The organism is Streptomyces sp. NPDC043726 (assembly GCF_056436565.1).
In genome coordinates, this window is the sequence record NZ_JBWKCI010000014.1 from 53,447 (window position 1) to 66,810 (window position 13,364).

Consider the following 13,364-nt stretch of genomic DNA (forward strand, 5'->3'; position numbering starts at 1 on the left):
GGGTTACCCTGCCGATCATGCTTGTCGCTGCCGCCGTCTGCCCCTGTCCGCCCCTGCTCGTGCCCGAGGTCGCCGCGGGCGCCGCGCCCGAACTGGATGAGGCGCGCGCCGCGTGCGACGAGGCGGTCGGCGCCATGCTCGCGGCCCGGCCCGACCTGGTGGTGATCGTCGGTGAGGGCCGCCGCGACGCGTTCCACGAGGCCGGTGCCCGGGGCTCCTTCAGGCCGTTCGGGGTCGCGGTGGACGTGAGTCTCGGCGCACCGTCCGACGCCGTCGGCGCACCGTCCGACGCCGTCGGGGCGACGCTGCCGCCGTCCCTGTCGGTCGGCGCGTGGCTGCTCGCCCGCGCTGGCTGGGGCGGCGCCGTACGCGGCTACGAGGTGACGGGTGACCGCTCCTGGCCGGACAACGGGGAGGCCGGTGTCCGCCTCGCCGCCGCGGCGGACCGGGTGGGCCTGCTGGTGATGGGCGACGGCACCGCCTGCCGCACGCTCAAGGCCCCCGGCTACCTCGACGAGCGCGCCGCGGGCGTGGACGCGGACATCGCCGCCGCCCTGCGCGACCTGGACTCGGAGGGCTGGTTCGGGCGGCTGGACACCGGCCTGGCCCGCGAGCTGAAGATCTCCGGCCGCTCCCCGTGGCAGATCCTCACGGCGGCCTGGGACAAGGAGCCCGGCACGAGCCGGTTGCTGTACGAGGACGCGCCTTACGGAGTGGGCTACTTCGTGGCGTCCTGGACGTAACGGCCGAGACGCGAAGAGCCGAGAGACGAAGGGCGGGACGGACGACACGGCGGACGGCCGGGAGCGAAGTCGTGCTCCTCGGCCGTCCGTCGGTGTGCCGTGGTTCAGGAAGCCGGAGGCGGGCTGCTCGGCGGGGTGGTGCCGGGGCCGGGACCGGTTCCGCCCGTTCCCGTGCCGCCCGTTCCCGTGCCGCCCTCGTCCTTGTGCGCGAGTCGGTCCATGGCGCCCTTGGCCTTGCCTGTGCCCGTCTGGATCTTGTCGCTGTACTTGCCCTTGGTCTTCTCGTCGACGGCCTTGGCGGCCCGGTCCAGACCGTGCTGGATCTTGTCGCCGTGCTGCTGGGCGAGGTCGGACACCTTGCCCTTGGCCGGGCTGAGCTTGGCCTTCAAATTGTCCAGGAGACCCATCGTTCACCTTCCCACGCGGGATCGTCAGGTGTGGGCGCCGTCGCCGGCCTCGCGGTCGGCCGCCTCATCGGCGGACTGCTGCCTGGGGATCTCGACGCCCTCCGAGTCGACGCCCTCCGAGTCGACGCTCTCGGAGTCGCCGCGCCGGCAGTCGGCGCCCTCGGTGTCGACGGCCTCCGTCGCCGTCGCCCCCTCCGGAGCCGCGTTCTCGGTCTCGGCCTCGGTCGAGCCCTTCGCCTCAGTGGCCTCCTCCGTCTGAGCCGCCTCTTCCGTCGCCTTCGACCTCCGGAGAAGCCGTGCCAAAACGCCCATATCAACTCCATACGTTACTCGTGCGGGCGAAATCCCGCGTCGTCCGGTGCGTCCGTTTGCGTCGCCCGGATCGCCGCCTCTCGACGTGCGGCAGCGCGTATCTCGCAACTGGCAACGACGTCGGTCCCGCACCGTCACGTAACTCGTTCGAGGCCACCCTGTGAGGTTTGCGAGACTGGGGCGGTGAGCAGCACACCCTCCCCTCCCCGCGTCATCGCCGTCGTCGGCCCCACTGCGGCCGGAAAGTCCGATCTGGGCGTCTTCCTGGCCCGGCGGCTCGGCGGCGAGGTCGTCAACGCCGACTCCATGCAGCTCTACCGAGGGATGGACATCGGCACCGCCAAGCTGACGACCGAGGAGCGGGCGGGCGTCCCCCATCACCTGCTGGACATCTGGGACATCACCGTCACCGCCTCCGTCGCCGAGTACCAGCGCCTCGCGCGCGAGCGGATCGACGCGCTGCTCGCCGAGGGACGCTGGCCCATCCTGGTCGGCGGTTCCGGCCTGTACGTCCGTGGCGCCGTCGACAACCTGGAGTTCCCCGGCACCGACCCCGAGGTCCGCGCCCGGCTCGAGGAGGAGCTGACGCTGCGCGGCTCCGGCGCGCTGCACGCCCGGCTGGCCGCCGCCGACCCCGACGCGGCCCACGCGATCCTGCCCAGCAACGGCCGCCGTATCGTCCGCGCCCTCGAGGTGATCGAGATCACCGGCCAGCCCTTCACGGCCAACCTGCCGGGCCACGACTCGGTCTACGACACCGTGCAGATCGGCGTCGACGTCGCCCGCCCCGAGCTCGACGAGCGCATCGCCCGCCGCGTCGACCGGATGTGGGACGCGGGGCTCGTCGACGAGGTGCGCGCGCTGGAGGCGCAGGGGTTGCGCGAGGGGCGTACGGCCTCGCGCGCGCTCGGCTACCAGCAGGTGCTCGCGGCGCTCGCCGGGGAGTGCACCATGGACGAGGCCCGCGCCGAGACCGTACGTGCCACCAAACGCTTCGCGCGCCGCCAGGATTCATGGTTCAGACGCGATCCGCGGGTGCACTGGCTGAGTGGGGCTGCGGCGGATCTCACAGAACTTCCGCACCTCGCACTGGCGTTGGTCGAACGACCGGTTACAGCCTGATCACGTCATGGCATCGGGACGCTCCGGCCGTCATCGTGGCCTCCGGCGCCGTGCCATCATCGAGCTTCGATCGACCAAGTGGAGTCCGAGTTGGGAGGGCGCGTGGCGATGGAGGCCGGCCCTCGCGACACCGCACAAGGCACCGAGCCCGTCACCGGTGAACGGGGCGAGGCGGAGCAGGACGGTGCCCGGCTGAGCCCGGACGGGCCCGACGAGACCCCGGACGGCGTGACCGAGGACGGTCCCGAGCCCGAGGAGATGTTCGCGGGCGGTCCCGAGGTCGAGGTCGAGCTGCGCCCGCAGCGCCGACTGCGCATCTGGCAGCTCGCGCCCATCGTGTCCCTGGCCGCGGTCGGCTCCCTGATGTTCGCCTTCCCCCTCGCCTTCGACTTCGGCGACAGCGGCGCGGTGATCGCCATGCTGGGCCTGCTGATCTGCTCGTGCGCCGCGGGCTGGGGAATGATGGCGGCGCGCCGCGTGGGTTACACGTGGCCGGGCCTGCCCCAGCGGGGCTCGGGCAAGCGCCCGGACTGGCGGGTCGTGATCGCGTACGTGCTGGTGGTCGCCCTCGTGGTCGTGCTGGCGGTGTGGCGCGTGGCCAGACTGCGCTGACCGGGCTCCGGGCGCTGTCGGTGGTGCCCCGTACGATCGGTGTATGAGCACGCGGATCGCCTTCCTCAAGGGTCACGGCACCGAGAACGACTTCGTGATCGTCCCGGACCCCGAGAACGCCCTCGACCTGCCTCCTGCCGCCGTCGCCGCCCTGTGCGACCGGCGCGCCGGCATCGGCGGTGACGGCCTGCTGCACGTGGTGCGGTCCGCCGCGCATCCCGAGGCCAAGGACATGGCGGCCGAGGCCGAGTGGTTCATGGACTACCGCAACGGCGACGGCTCGGTCGCCGAGATGTGCGGCAACGGCGTCCGTGTCTTCGCCCGCTACCTCCAGCGCGCCGGACACGTCACCTCGGGGGACCTCGCGGTCGCCACGCGCGGGGGCGTGAAGCGCGTCCGCCTCGACGAGGACGGCGACGTGACCGTCGGCATGGGCAAGGCGCTGCTGCCCGAAGGCGACGTCACGGTCGGCGTCGGTGAGCGGAGCTGGCCCGCGCGCAATGTGAACATGGGCAACCCGCACGCCGTCGCCTTCGTGGAGGACCTCGCGCACGCGGGCGACCTGTACGCGCCCCCGCCGTTCAGCCCGGCCTCCGCCTACCCGGACGGGGTCAACGTGGAGTTCGTGGTGGACCGCGGCCCGCGCCACGTCGCCCTGCGGGTGCACGAGCGCGGCTCCGGCGAGACCCGGTCATGCGGCACGGGCGCGTGCGCCGTCGCCGTGGCCGCGGCGCGCCGGGACGGCGCCGACCCGACGGTCACCGGCACCCCCGCGACGTACACCGTCGACGTGCCCGGCGGCACCCTGGTGATCACCGAGCGGCCCGACGGCGAGATCGAGATGACCGGACCCGCGGTGATCGTCGCCGAGGGCGAGATCGACGCGGAGTGGCTGGCGACCCTCGCCGGCTGAGCCGACGGCTGGGCAACGACTTGATATCGGTGTGCCGGATGCCCGGTCGGCGGAGGCCCGTCCTCCGCGGCCACCCGGTCGAGTATCGAATCCCAGGTCGGCCGCAGGTCGCACGGTTCGAAACCGTAAACCTGCGAACCTTCGCTCGAATGGGTGATCCGTTTCACGCTCGGCGAGAGGCGGTCAGCCGCGCGTGATGGGCTCGGTAGCATCAAGCACCGGCCCGGACGGGGGATGCGTTGCCACCCCCTGAGCCGTGTCCGCCATGGGGCACCCCGTCCGCCGGTCCACGCAGCCGGAGGTGCCCATGAGTGCGGAGGCCACGAACCCCGCGACCCCAGGTCCGGTAGCCGGGCCCGCCGCGCGCTGGCGGGCCCGGATCGACCTGCGGCGTCTCGGTCGCGCCGCGCTGCTCGGCCCGGCCGCCCGCGACCGGCTGCCGGACGCCATCGGCCATGTCGCCGAGGCCCACCGCGCCCACCACCCCGACGCCGACCTCGAACCGCTGCGCCGCGCCTATGTGCTGGCAGAGTCCTCCCACCGCGGCCAGATGCGCAAGAGCGGCGAGCCGTACATCACGCACCCGCTCGCAGTGACCCTCATCCTCGCCGAACTCGGCGCCGAGACCACGACGTTGACCGCCTCCCTGCTCCACGACACCGTCGAGGACACCGAGGTGACGCTCGATCAGGTCGGCGAGCAGTTCGGCGCCGAGGTCCGCTATCTCGTCGACGGCGTCACGAAGTTGGAGAAGGTCGACTACGGCGCCGCCGCCGAGCCGGAGACCTTCCGCAAGATGCTCGTCGCCACCGGCAACGACGTCCGCGTGATGTCGATCAAACTCGCCGACCGGCTGCACAACATGCGCACCCTCGGCGTGATGCGCCCCGAGAAACAGGCCCGCATCGCCAAGGTCACCCGGGACGTCCTCATCCCGCTCGCCGAACGGCTCGGCGTACAGGCGCTCAAGACCGAGCTGGAGGACCTGGTCTTCGCGATCCTGCACCCCGAGGAGTACGAGCACACACGGGAGTTGATCGTCGACAACGCCTCCCGCGCGGACGATCCGCTCGCCGAGGTCGCCGACGAGATGCGCTCGGTCCTCCGGGACGCCGACATCCAGGCCGAAGTCCTCATCCGGCCACGGCACTTCGTCTCCGTGCACCGGGTGGCCCGCAAGCGCGGCCGGCTGCGCGGCGCCGACTTCGGGCGGCTGCTGGTGCTGGTCGGCGAGGACGCGGACTGTTACGGCGTCCTCGGCGAACTGCACACCTGTATGACGCCGGTGGTCTCGGAGTTCAAGGACTTCATCGCCGTACCGAAGTTCAACCTCTACCAGTCGCTGCACACGGCGGTGGCGCGCGAGGACGGACAGGTCGTCGAGGTCCTCATCCGCACCCACCAGATGCACAAGGTGGCGGAGGCCGGGGTGGTCGCGCTCAGCAATCCCTACGCCCCCTCGTCCGACGAGCCCGTCGACGGCGAGCGTGCCGACCCCACCCGCCCGGGCTGGCTCTCCCGGCTCCTGGACTGGCAGGAGGCGGCGCCCGACCCCGACACCTTCTGGTCCACCCTGCGCGAGGACCTCGCCCAGGACCGTGAGATCACCGTCTTCCGGCCCGACGGCGGCACGCTCGGCCTGCCCGAGGGGGCGACCTGCGTGGACGCGGCGTACGCGCAGTACGGCGAGGACGCGCACGCCTGCATCGGGGCGCGGGTGAACGGGCGTCTCGCGACCCTGAGCACGGTGCTGCGGGACGGCGACACGGTCCAGCTCCTCATGGGCCAGGACCCGGCCTCCGAGCCCTCCAGGGAGTGGCTGGAGCACGCCCACACCCCCGCGGCCCGGATCGCCATCCAGCGCTGGCTGGCCGCCCACCCCTCGCCCGAGGACGGTGGCGAGGGCCGCGCCGAGGAGGGGGCGACCACCCCTCGCCCCACCACGGAGGCGCTGTCCACGGAGGGCTCCCCGACCGCCCGCCCTGCGGCCAACGTCGTCGCCGAGCAGCCGGACGCGACGGTACGGCTCGCGGGCTGCTGCACGCCGGTGCCGCCCGACGAGATCACCGGGTTCTCGGTGCGCGGGGGCGCGGTCACCGTGCACCGCGTGCAGTGCGCGGCGGTGGCCCGGATGAAGAGCACGGGCCGACCGGAGGTCGGGGTGCGCTGGGGCGACACGACGGAAGTCCGGGTGACCCTGGTAGCCGAATCGTTCGTCCGCCCGCACCTCCTGGCGGACCTCACGGAGGCGATGGCCCAGGAGGGCGCGGAGATCGTCTCGGCGATGGTGGAACCCCCCACCCAGCAACGCGTCCGCCACACCTACACCGTCCAACTCCCCGACGCCGGCCACCTCCCCACCCTGATGCGCGCGATGCGGAACGTGGCCGGGGTGTACGACGTGAGCAGGACACAGACGCAGCCGGGGCTGTCGTAGGGACGTCCCGGGGCGACCCGTTCGGGTGGGCCGGTCGCGCGTCGCCGCCGTGTCGCGCGGCGCCGCTGGTAGCGGTGGTCCATGCCGCACACCCCCCGCCCTCACCGCCGCAAGGCCGCCGCCCTGCTCGCCTCCGCCGTGTCCGTCTGCCTCCTCGCCGCGAGCGCCCCCGCCGAGCCCCGGGGCCTCGGCGACCGCCTCTTCCCCCACCTGGGCAACCCCGGCTACGACGTCGCCTCGTACGATCTCTCCTTCACCTATCCCGGCAGCAACAGCAAGCCCCTCCAGGCGGTCACCACCATCGACGCCTGGACGACGGAAGCGCTCGACCGGGTCAACCTCGACTTCAGCCACGGCGAGGTGCACTCCGTGGAGCTGGACGGCGAACCGGCCGCCTTCACCACCGCCGGAGAGGACCTGGTCGTCACCCCCGAGGACCCGCTCCCCAGTGGCAGCTGGCTGCGGATCACCGTGCGGCACACCAGCGACCCGATGCCCGCGAAGAACCGCGACGGCGGCTGGGTGCGCACCGCGGACGGACTCGCCATGGCCAACCAGGCCGACGCCGCCCACCTGGTCTTCCCCGGCAACGACCACCCCTCGGACAAGGCGATGTTCACCATCCGGGTGACCGCCCCGAACGGCTACACCGCCGTGGCCAACGGCCTCCCGACCGACGTGGACCGCTCCCGCGCGGAGACGACCTGGACGTACCGCACCCAGCACCCCATGGCCACCGAGCTGGCCCAGGTGTCCGTCGGCCGCTCCACGGTCGTCCGCCGGACGGGACCGCACGGCCTGCCCGTCCGGGACGTCGTCCCCACCAAGGACCGCGAGCGCCTGGAGCCGTGGCTGGCCAAGACGCCGGACCAGATCTCCTGGATGGAGGGCAAGGTCGGCCGCTACCCCTTCGAGACGTACGGCGTGCTCATGGCGGACGTGGACACCGGCTTCGAGCTGGAGACACAGACCCTCTCCCTCTTCGAGCTGGACCTGTTCACCGAGCCCGCCTACCCGGCCTGGTACGTGGAATCGATCATGGTGCACGAGCTGGCGCACCAGTGGTTCGGCGACAGCGTCAGCCCCCGCACCTGGTCCGACCTGTGGCTCAACGAGGGCCACGCCACCTGGTACGAGGCCCTGTACGCGGAGGAGAAGGCCGACCGTCCCCTCCAGGCCCGGATGAAGGCCGCGTACGGCGCCTCCGACCGCTGGCGCGCCGCCGGCGGACCCCCGGCCGCGCCCAAGGTCCCCGACCCCGGCCAGAAGATCGGCATCTTCCGCCCGAACGTCTACGACGGCGCCGCGCTGATCCTCTACGCCCTCCGCCAGGAGATCGGCCGCCCGGCGTTCGAGCGCCTGCAGCGGGCCTGGGTCGCCCGCCACCAGGACGGCGTCGCCACCACCGACGACTTCGTGGCGCTCGCCTCGGAGATGTCGGGGCGCGACCTGAGCGGCTTCCTCCACCCGTGGCTGTACGGCGAGAAGACCCCGCCGATGCCCGGCCACCCGGACTGGAAGCCGGTCGCGCCGGTGCGGCCCGCCCCCGTGAAATAAGGCGATGACGAGACGTCCCGTGCCGTGCGACCATCTTCAGGTCGGCGGCGCCCGGCACGGGACGCGGGGCCTCAGCGGTTCCGCGGGGCCTCAGCGGTTCCGCGGGAATCTCCCGGGGCATTCGTACGTTGTGCACAATGACCGCCGTAACGGAATCCTCAACGACGTAAGGACCCAATGACCTCCTCTTCTTCCCCTTCCCAGGACAGCCGGCGCAAGCGTCTGGCGCACGATCACCCCGACGGTCTTCGGGCCGATGCCCTGATGGAAGAGGACGTCGCCTGGAGCCACGAGATCGACGGAGAGCGGGACGGCGAGCAGTTCGACCGCTCCGAGCGCGCGGCTCTGCGCCGCGTCGCGGGCCTCTCCACCGAGCTCGAGGACGTCACCGAGGTCGAGTACCGCCAGCTCCGTCTGGAGCGGGTCGTGCTCGTCGGTGTCTGGACCTCCGGGACCGTGCAGGACGCGGAGAACTCCCTCGCCGAGCTGGCCGCCCTCGCCGAGACGGCGGGCGCGCTCGTGCTCGACGGTGTGATCCAGCGTCGCGACAAGCCCGACGCGGCCACTTTCATCGGCTCCGGCAAGGCCCAGGAACTGCGCGACATCGTGCTGGAGAGCGGTGCCGACACCGTGATCTGCGACGGCGAGCTCAGCCCGGGCCAGTTGATCGCCCTCGAGGACGTCGTCAAGGTCAAGGTCATCGACCGCACGGCCCTGATCCTCGACATCTTCGCCCAGCACGCCAAGTCCCGTGAGGGCAAGGCGCAGGTCGCGCTCGCGCAGATGCAGTACATGCTGCCGCGGCTGCGAGGCTGGGGTCAGTCGCTGTCCCGTCAGATGGGCGGCGGCAAGGGCGGCGGCCTGGCCACCCGTGGTCCCGGTGAGACCAAGATCGAGACGGACCGGCGCCGCATCCGCGAGAAGATGGCGAAGATGCGCCGGGAGATCGCGGACATGAAGACCGGCCGCGAGATCAAGCGCCAGGAGCGCAAGCGCCACAAGGTGCCCTCGGTCGCCATCGCGGGCTACACCAACGCCGGTAAGTCCTCCCTGCTCAACCGCCTCACGGGCGCGGGCGTGCTGGTCGAGAACGCCCTGTTCGCGACCCTGGACCCGACCGTGCGCCGCGCGGAGACCCCGAGCGGCCGGCTGTACACGCTGGCGGACACCGTCGGCTTCGTCCGGCACCTGCCGCACCACCTGGTCGAGGCGTTCCGCTCCACGATGGAGGAGGTCGGCGAGTCCGACCTGATCCTGCACGTGGTCGACGGTTCACACCCGAACCCGGAGGAGCAGCTGGCCGCCGTACGCGAGGTGATCAGGGACGTCGGCGCCATCGACGTACCCGAGATCGTCGTGATCAACAAGGCCGACGCGGCCGACCCGCTGACGCTCCAGCGGCTGCTGCGGATCGAGAAGCGCTCCATCGCCGTCTCGGCCCGCACCGGCCGGGGCATCGCCGAGCTGCTCGCGCTGATCGACAACGAGCTGCCGAGGCCATCCGTCGAGATCGAGGCGCTGGTGCCGTACACCCACGGCAAGCTCGTCGCCCGTGCGCACGACGAGGGCGAGGTGATCTCCGCGGAGCACACCCCGGAGGGCACCCTGCTCAAGGCGCGGGTGCACGAGGAGCTGGCCGCGGAGCTGGCGCCGTACGTGCCGACTCCGGCGGCCTGAGTACGCGGAAGGCCCGCTCCCTCTGGATGGGGAGCGGGCCTTCTTCGTGCGGGTGCGGTCACCGACCGCCGTACGTCTTGCTCATGTTCTGGTAGAGCGCCTCGGCGCCCTCGCCGAGCTGCGGTCCGGCCAGCCAGGTGTTGTCCTCCGGGCCGATGGAGGTGTTGGAGACCAGCTTGGTCTCGCCGTCCACCACCCGGAACCAGCCACCGCCGGACGAGCCCCCGGTCATCGTGCAGCCGATGCGGTACATCGTCGGCAGGGTCGGGCTGAGCGAGAACCGGCCCGGCTGGTCGAGGCACTTGAACATCTGCAGACCGTTGTACGGCGGCGCCGCCGGGTAGCCCCAGGCGCCCATCGTGCCGGACTCGGTCGCGGACGGCGCCGAGAAGTCGACCTCCAGCGCGGCACCGACCGTCTCCTCCAGGGACTTGCCGCCCTGCTCCGGCTGCACGTGCAGCACCGAGTAGTCGTACGCGGCACCCGCGCCGCCCGTGGCGGAGCCGCCCTGGATCCACTCGTTCGAGGTGGCGGCCCAGTCCGCCCACCAGTTGCCGTAGGGGGCGATCTCGGCGGCGTTCGCGCCGGTCAGCTCCGTCTCGGACTTGCCGAGGTCGTTGTAGGCCGGGACGAAGGCGATGTTGCGGTACCAGCCGCCGTCACCGCCGGCGTGCACACAGTGCCCGGCCGTCCACACCAGGTTGGACTTGCCCGGGTGGTTGACGTCCTTGATCACCGTGCCGGAGCAGACGGCCGCGCCCTCGGGGGTGTCGAAGAAGACCTTCCCGACCGGGGCCGCGTTCTTGTGGTACGGCGTCTTCTCGGCCGCGGCCTCGACGGGCGCCGGCTCCGGATCGCTGACGCCCTGGTCGGCGGAGGCGTCCTTCACGGAGACCGTCTTGTCGGCCTCCTTCGCGGACCGCATCCGGTCCGGCTTCCACAGGCCCTCGATCACCGGGTTGACGAAGTCCTTGGCCTCACTGAGCCACTTGTCCCTGTCCCAGTCCTGCCAGCCGCCGTCCTTCCACCGGTCGACGTCGATGCCGTGGTCCTTGAGCTTGTCGGCGATGCCCTGGGGCACCTCGACCTTGCCCTGGTCGGTCGCCCGGGAGGCGCTCGGCTTGTCGCTCGCCTGCTCGTCGCCGGAACCGCCGCACGCGGTGGCGGTCAGTGCCACGGCCGCGAGCAACGCGGTGGCGGCGAGACGGGTTGGTGTGGAACGCATCGTGCGGTGACCCCCGTAGAACTGCTGTGTTGATTGATCCTGGCGTGCCTCTGGCACGCGAAACCCCACTATGCCTGGGGAGTTGAGGGTGAACGGCGGCGGGACCGTGAAGGTTTCCCGGTCCCGCCGCCGCGGATGCCTAAAGGTTCGTCGGGCGGGTGCTCACTGCCCCGCGAACTTCCCGCTGACCTCGTCGAAGATGCCCTTGGCCTCCTTGCCGAGCCGCGGCCCGGCCAGCCAGCCCGACTCGACCGGGCCGATGGAGGTGTTGGAGACCAGCGCGGGCTTGCCGTCGGAGCCGGTGGCGACCCAGCCGCCGCCGGACGAACCGCCGGTCATCGTGCAGCCGATGCGGTACATCGTGGGGTCCGTCTTGTTCAGCGACAGCCGGCCCGGCTTGTCCTGGCACTGGTACAGCTTCTGCCCGTCGAACGGCGGTGCCGCCGGGTAGCCGGTCGCGGTGATGCTGTCGACCTGCGGCACGGCGGGCGCGTTGAAGTCCACCGGCAGCGCCGAACCGACCATCTCCTCCAGCGACTTGCCGCCGCTGCCCTCCTCCGGCGTCACATGGATGACGGCGAAGTCGTAGCTGGCGCCGTCACCGCCGGTCGCACCGCCCTGCTCGATCCACTGGTCCGAGGTCTGCACCCAGTCGCCCCACCAGACACCGTAGGGAGCGACCTCCTCCGGGGCGGCGCCCTCCAGGGCGGCCGTCTCCATGGCGGAGTCGTTGTACGACGGCACGAACGCGATGTTCCGGTACCAGCCGCCCTTCTTGCCCGCGTGCACGCAGTGGCCCGCGGTCCACACCAGGTTGGACTTACCGGGGTTGGCCGGGTCCGCCACGACCGTCGCCGAGCAGACCATCGTGCCCTCGGGCGCGTCGAAGAACACCTTGCCCGCCGTCGGCGCGCTGTCGTGGTACGTGGCCGGTACGGCCTGGGCCTCCACCGGCGCCGGCGTCGGGTCGGTCACGCCCTGGTCGCCGGAGATGTCGCTCTCCTCGACACCCTGGTCGGGCTCCTCGGCCTCGCGCATCCGGTCCGGGTCCCACAGGTCCTCGATGATCGGGTTGACGAAGTCCTCCGCCTCGCGCAGCCAGTCGTCCTTGTCCCAGTCCTTCCAGGCGCCGTCCTTCCACTTGTCGATGTCGATCCCGTGCTCCTTGAGCCGGTCCTTGATGTCGTCCGGGATCGAGATCTTGTCGTCGCCCGCGGCGGCCGTCGCGGACGATCCGCCGCCACCGGCCTCGGAGCCGCCCGAGTCGCAGGCGGTCGCGGTGAGCGCGAGGACCGCGGCCAGGGCGACAGCGGCGGGCAGGGGGGAGGTGCCGCGCCGCGCGCCCCTCCCTCGGCGAGCGGTGGACGACGGCCGTATCGATCGCATGATCTGACTCCCCCTGAGGTGAACGAACTTGGCGGCATTGCCGCGCTTCCGCGTCGCGCACGGCGACGACCGGTGACGGCACCACACACTATGCGCTCGCTGTGGGGGACTTCCGCCGGTACGGCAACGGTTTCGCTACAGGCTGCCTGACCTGGACAACCTCCGTGGCGGATGGGGTGCGGTGCGGTCGGCGCCGGGTGCGGACGGGGGTGTTCCGGCAGGGTCGGAAGGGAATCGGGAAGCGAAGGGCAACTGGCGGCGCGCGGCGGACAGTTGCACGGTGGCGGAGGGGACGGGGTGGGGGCGGATGAAGGATGTGGTGGCCGGGGCCTTCCGGGAGCTGGGGCTGAACCGATGGGCCGCGAAGGGGATGTCCAAGCTGCTGCGCGGCGAGGTGACCGACACCGTGTGCCGACTGCTGCCCGGGGTGGCGGACAGCGGGCCGGCGGCGGCACGCTGGCTGACCTTCTCGGCGTTCGCGCTGCCGCCCACGCTCGGTCCGACCGCGGCGACGATGGTGCCCGGGGTCGACGAGAACCGCGCGAACGCGGCGACCCTGCCCACGCTGCTGATGCTCGGCATAGGCCAGGGCCTGATGGACCGGGCCGGGCCCGGTTCGTCCCCGCTCGACGCCCCGAACCCGCCGGCCGCGCTGCGCCAGGCCCGCGCCGAGGCGGAGACCTACGTCACCGCCCAACTGGCCGCGTACATCGAGGACTGGCGGGCCGACGCGATCCGGGCCCGGCTCGGCCAGTTCCTGCGCGAGTCCATGGGCGACACGGAGGGCGTGGAGTGGGGCGGCTGGGCCATGCTCGCCGCGATGGAGGCCATGCGGCTGCACCGTGACGTCCTGCCCGAACCGGGGCGCCGGGAACAGTCGCCCGGGGCGCGGATGGCGGGCCGGTCCTTCCAGGTGGGCCGGGCACTGGCGTACGGGGTGGCGCTGGACCTCATCGCGTACGGCGAGCGCTGA

12 protein-coding genes are annotated in these 13,364 nt (G+C 72.0%); 8 read left to right on the plus strand and 4 right to left on the minus strand.

The features are described from left to right. Positions 1 to 17 precede the first annotated feature (17 nt). The gene (locus tag AC068Z_RS33880; protein WP_478564503.1) at positions 18 to 743 is read left to right on the plus strand and encodes a class III extradiol dioxygenase subunit B-like domain-containing protein; all 726 of its coding nucleotides are present in this window, start codon (positions 18 to 20) and stop codon (positions 741 to 743) included. A 104-nt stretch (positions 744 to 847) separates the two neighbouring features. Here the strand turns inward: AC068Z_RS33880 and AC068Z_RS33885 are convergent, their stop codons facing one another. Both AC068Z_RS33885 and AC068Z_RS33890 read right to left on the minus strand, forming a co-directional pair. Beyond that, positions 848 to 1,150, minus strand: coding sequence for an antitoxin (locus AC068Z_RS33885; protein WP_478564506.1), 303 nt, complete (start codon positions 1,148 to 1,150; stop codon positions 848 to 850). A 24-nt stretch (positions 1,151 to 1,174) separates the two neighbouring features. Continuing rightward, positions 1,175 to 1,462 carry a hypothetical protein gene (locus AC068Z_RS33890; RefSeq protein ID WP_478564508.1) on the minus strand — a complete coding sequence of 96 codons (288 nt, stop codon included), beginning with the start codon at positions 1,460 to 1,462 and terminating at the stop codon, positions 1,175 to 1,177. 183 nt (positions 1,463 to 1,645) lie between these two features. On the opposite strand from AC068Z_RS33890, the gene miaA reads away from it, so the two are divergent. From miaA to hflX, 6 genes are all read left to right on the plus strand, one after another. Then, positions 1,646 to 2,584 carry a tRNA (adenosine(37)-N6)-dimethylallyltransferase MiaA gene (gene miaA / locus AC068Z_RS33895; protein WP_478564510.1) on the plus strand — a complete coding sequence of 313 codons (939 nt, stop codon included), beginning with the start codon at positions 1,646 to 1,648 and terminating at the stop codon, positions 2,582 to 2,584. Between the two features lie 108 nt (positions 2,585 to 2,692). Next, positions 2,693 to 3,196, plus strand: coding sequence for a hypothetical protein (locus AC068Z_RS33900; protein WP_478564880.1), 504 nt, complete (start codon positions 2,693 to 2,695; stop codon positions 3,194 to 3,196). Between the two features lie 43 nt (positions 3,197 to 3,239). Beyond that, a complete protein-coding gene (gene dapF, locus AC068Z_RS33905) occupies positions 3,240 to 4,109 on the plus strand; it encodes a diaminopimelate epimerase (protein ID WP_478564512.1) in 870 nt (289 codons plus the stop codon). Positions 4,110 to 4,416: 307 nt separating this feature from the next. Then, the gene (locus AC068Z_RS33910; protein ID WP_478564514.1) at positions 4,417 to 6,546 is read left to right on the plus strand and encodes a RelA/SpoT family protein; all 2,130 of its coding nucleotides are present in this window, start codon (positions 4,417 to 4,419) and stop codon (positions 6,544 to 6,546) included. A gap of 81 nt (positions 6,547 to 6,627) precedes the next feature. Then, complete coding sequence (locus AC068Z_RS33915; RefSeq protein WP_478564517.1) at positions 6,628 to 8,103, plus strand: M1 family metallopeptidase; 1,476 nt, start codon at positions 6,628 to 6,630, stop codon at positions 8,101 to 8,103. Between the two features lie 177 nt (positions 8,104 to 8,280). Then, a complete protein-coding gene (gene hflX / locus AC068Z_RS33920) occupies positions 8,281 to 9,780 on the plus strand; it encodes a GTPase HflX (RefSeq protein ID WP_478564520.1) in 1,500 nt (499 codons plus the stop codon). A 58-nt stretch (positions 9,781 to 9,838) separates the two neighbouring features. Here hflX and AC068Z_RS33925 read toward each other — a convergent pair whose 3' ends face one another. Beyond that, the gene (locus AC068Z_RS33925) at positions 9,839 to 11,005 is read right to left on the minus strand and encodes a trypsin-like serine peptidase (protein WP_478564523.1); all 1,167 of its coding nucleotides are present in this window, start codon (positions 11,003 to 11,005) and stop codon (positions 9,839 to 9,841) included. Positions 11,006 to 11,167: 162 nt separating this feature from the next. Further along, positions 11,168 to 12,391 carry a trypsin-like serine peptidase gene (locus AC068Z_RS33930; RefSeq protein WP_478564526.1) on the minus strand — a complete coding sequence of 408 codons (1,224 nt, stop codon included), beginning with the start codon at positions 12,389 to 12,391 and terminating at the stop codon, positions 11,168 to 11,170. A 307-nt stretch (positions 12,392 to 12,698) separates the two neighbouring features. Between AC068Z_RS33930 and AC068Z_RS33935 the strand changes: the two genes are divergently transcribed. Further along, positions 12,699 to 13,364, plus strand: a complete 666-nt coding sequence (locus tag AC068Z_RS33935; RefSeq protein WP_478564529.1) for a hypothetical protein — start codon at positions 12,699 to 12,701, stop codon at positions 13,362 to 13,364.

Excerpts from the sequence above, each read along its gene's own strand:
- AC068Z_RS33930 (WP_478564526.1), bottom strand. The coding sequence starts at position 12,391 with ATGCGATCGATACGGCCGTCGTCCACCGCTCGCCGAGGGAGGGGCGCG.
- AC068Z_RS33915 (WP_478564517.1), top strand. The coding sequence starts at position 6,628 with ATGCCGCACACCCCCCGCCCTCACCGCCGCAAGGCCGCCGCCCTGCTC.
- AC068Z_RS33900 (WP_478564880.1), top strand. The coding sequence starts at position 2,693 with ATGGAGGCCGGCCCTCGCGACACCGCACAAGGCACCGAGCCCGTCACC.
- AC068Z_RS33890 (WP_478564508.1), bottom strand. The coding sequence starts at position 1,462 with ATGGGCGTTTTGGCACGGCTTCTCCGGAGGTCGAAGGCGACGGAAGAG.
- dapF (WP_478564512.1), top strand. The coding sequence starts at position 3,240 with ATGAGCACGCGGATCGCCTTCCTCAAGGGTCACGGCACCGAGAACGAC.
- AC068Z_RS33885 (WP_478564506.1), bottom strand. The coding sequence starts at position 1,150 with ATGGGTCTCCTGGACAATTTGAAGGCCAAGCTCAGCCCGGCCAAGGGC.
- AC068Z_RS33880 (WP_478564503.1), top strand. The coding sequence starts at position 18 with ATGCTTGTCGCTGCCGCCGTCTGCCCCTGTCCGCCCCTGCTCGTGCCC.
- AC068Z_RS33910 (WP_478564514.1), top strand. The coding sequence starts at position 4,417 with ATGAGTGCGGAGGCCACGAACCCCGCGACCCCAGGTCCGGTAGCCGGG.
- AC068Z_RS33935 (WP_478564529.1), top strand. The coding sequence starts at position 12,699 with ATGAAGGATGTGGTGGCCGGGGCCTTCCGGGAGCTGGGGCTGAACCGA.
- AC068Z_RS33925 (WP_478564523.1), bottom strand. The coding sequence starts at position 11,005 with ATGCGTTCCACACCAACCCGTCTCGCCGCCACCGCGTTGCTCGCGGCC.
- hflX (WP_478564520.1), top strand. The coding sequence starts at position 8,281 with ATGACCTCCTCTTCTTCCCCTTCCCAGGACAGCCGGCGCAAGCGTCTG.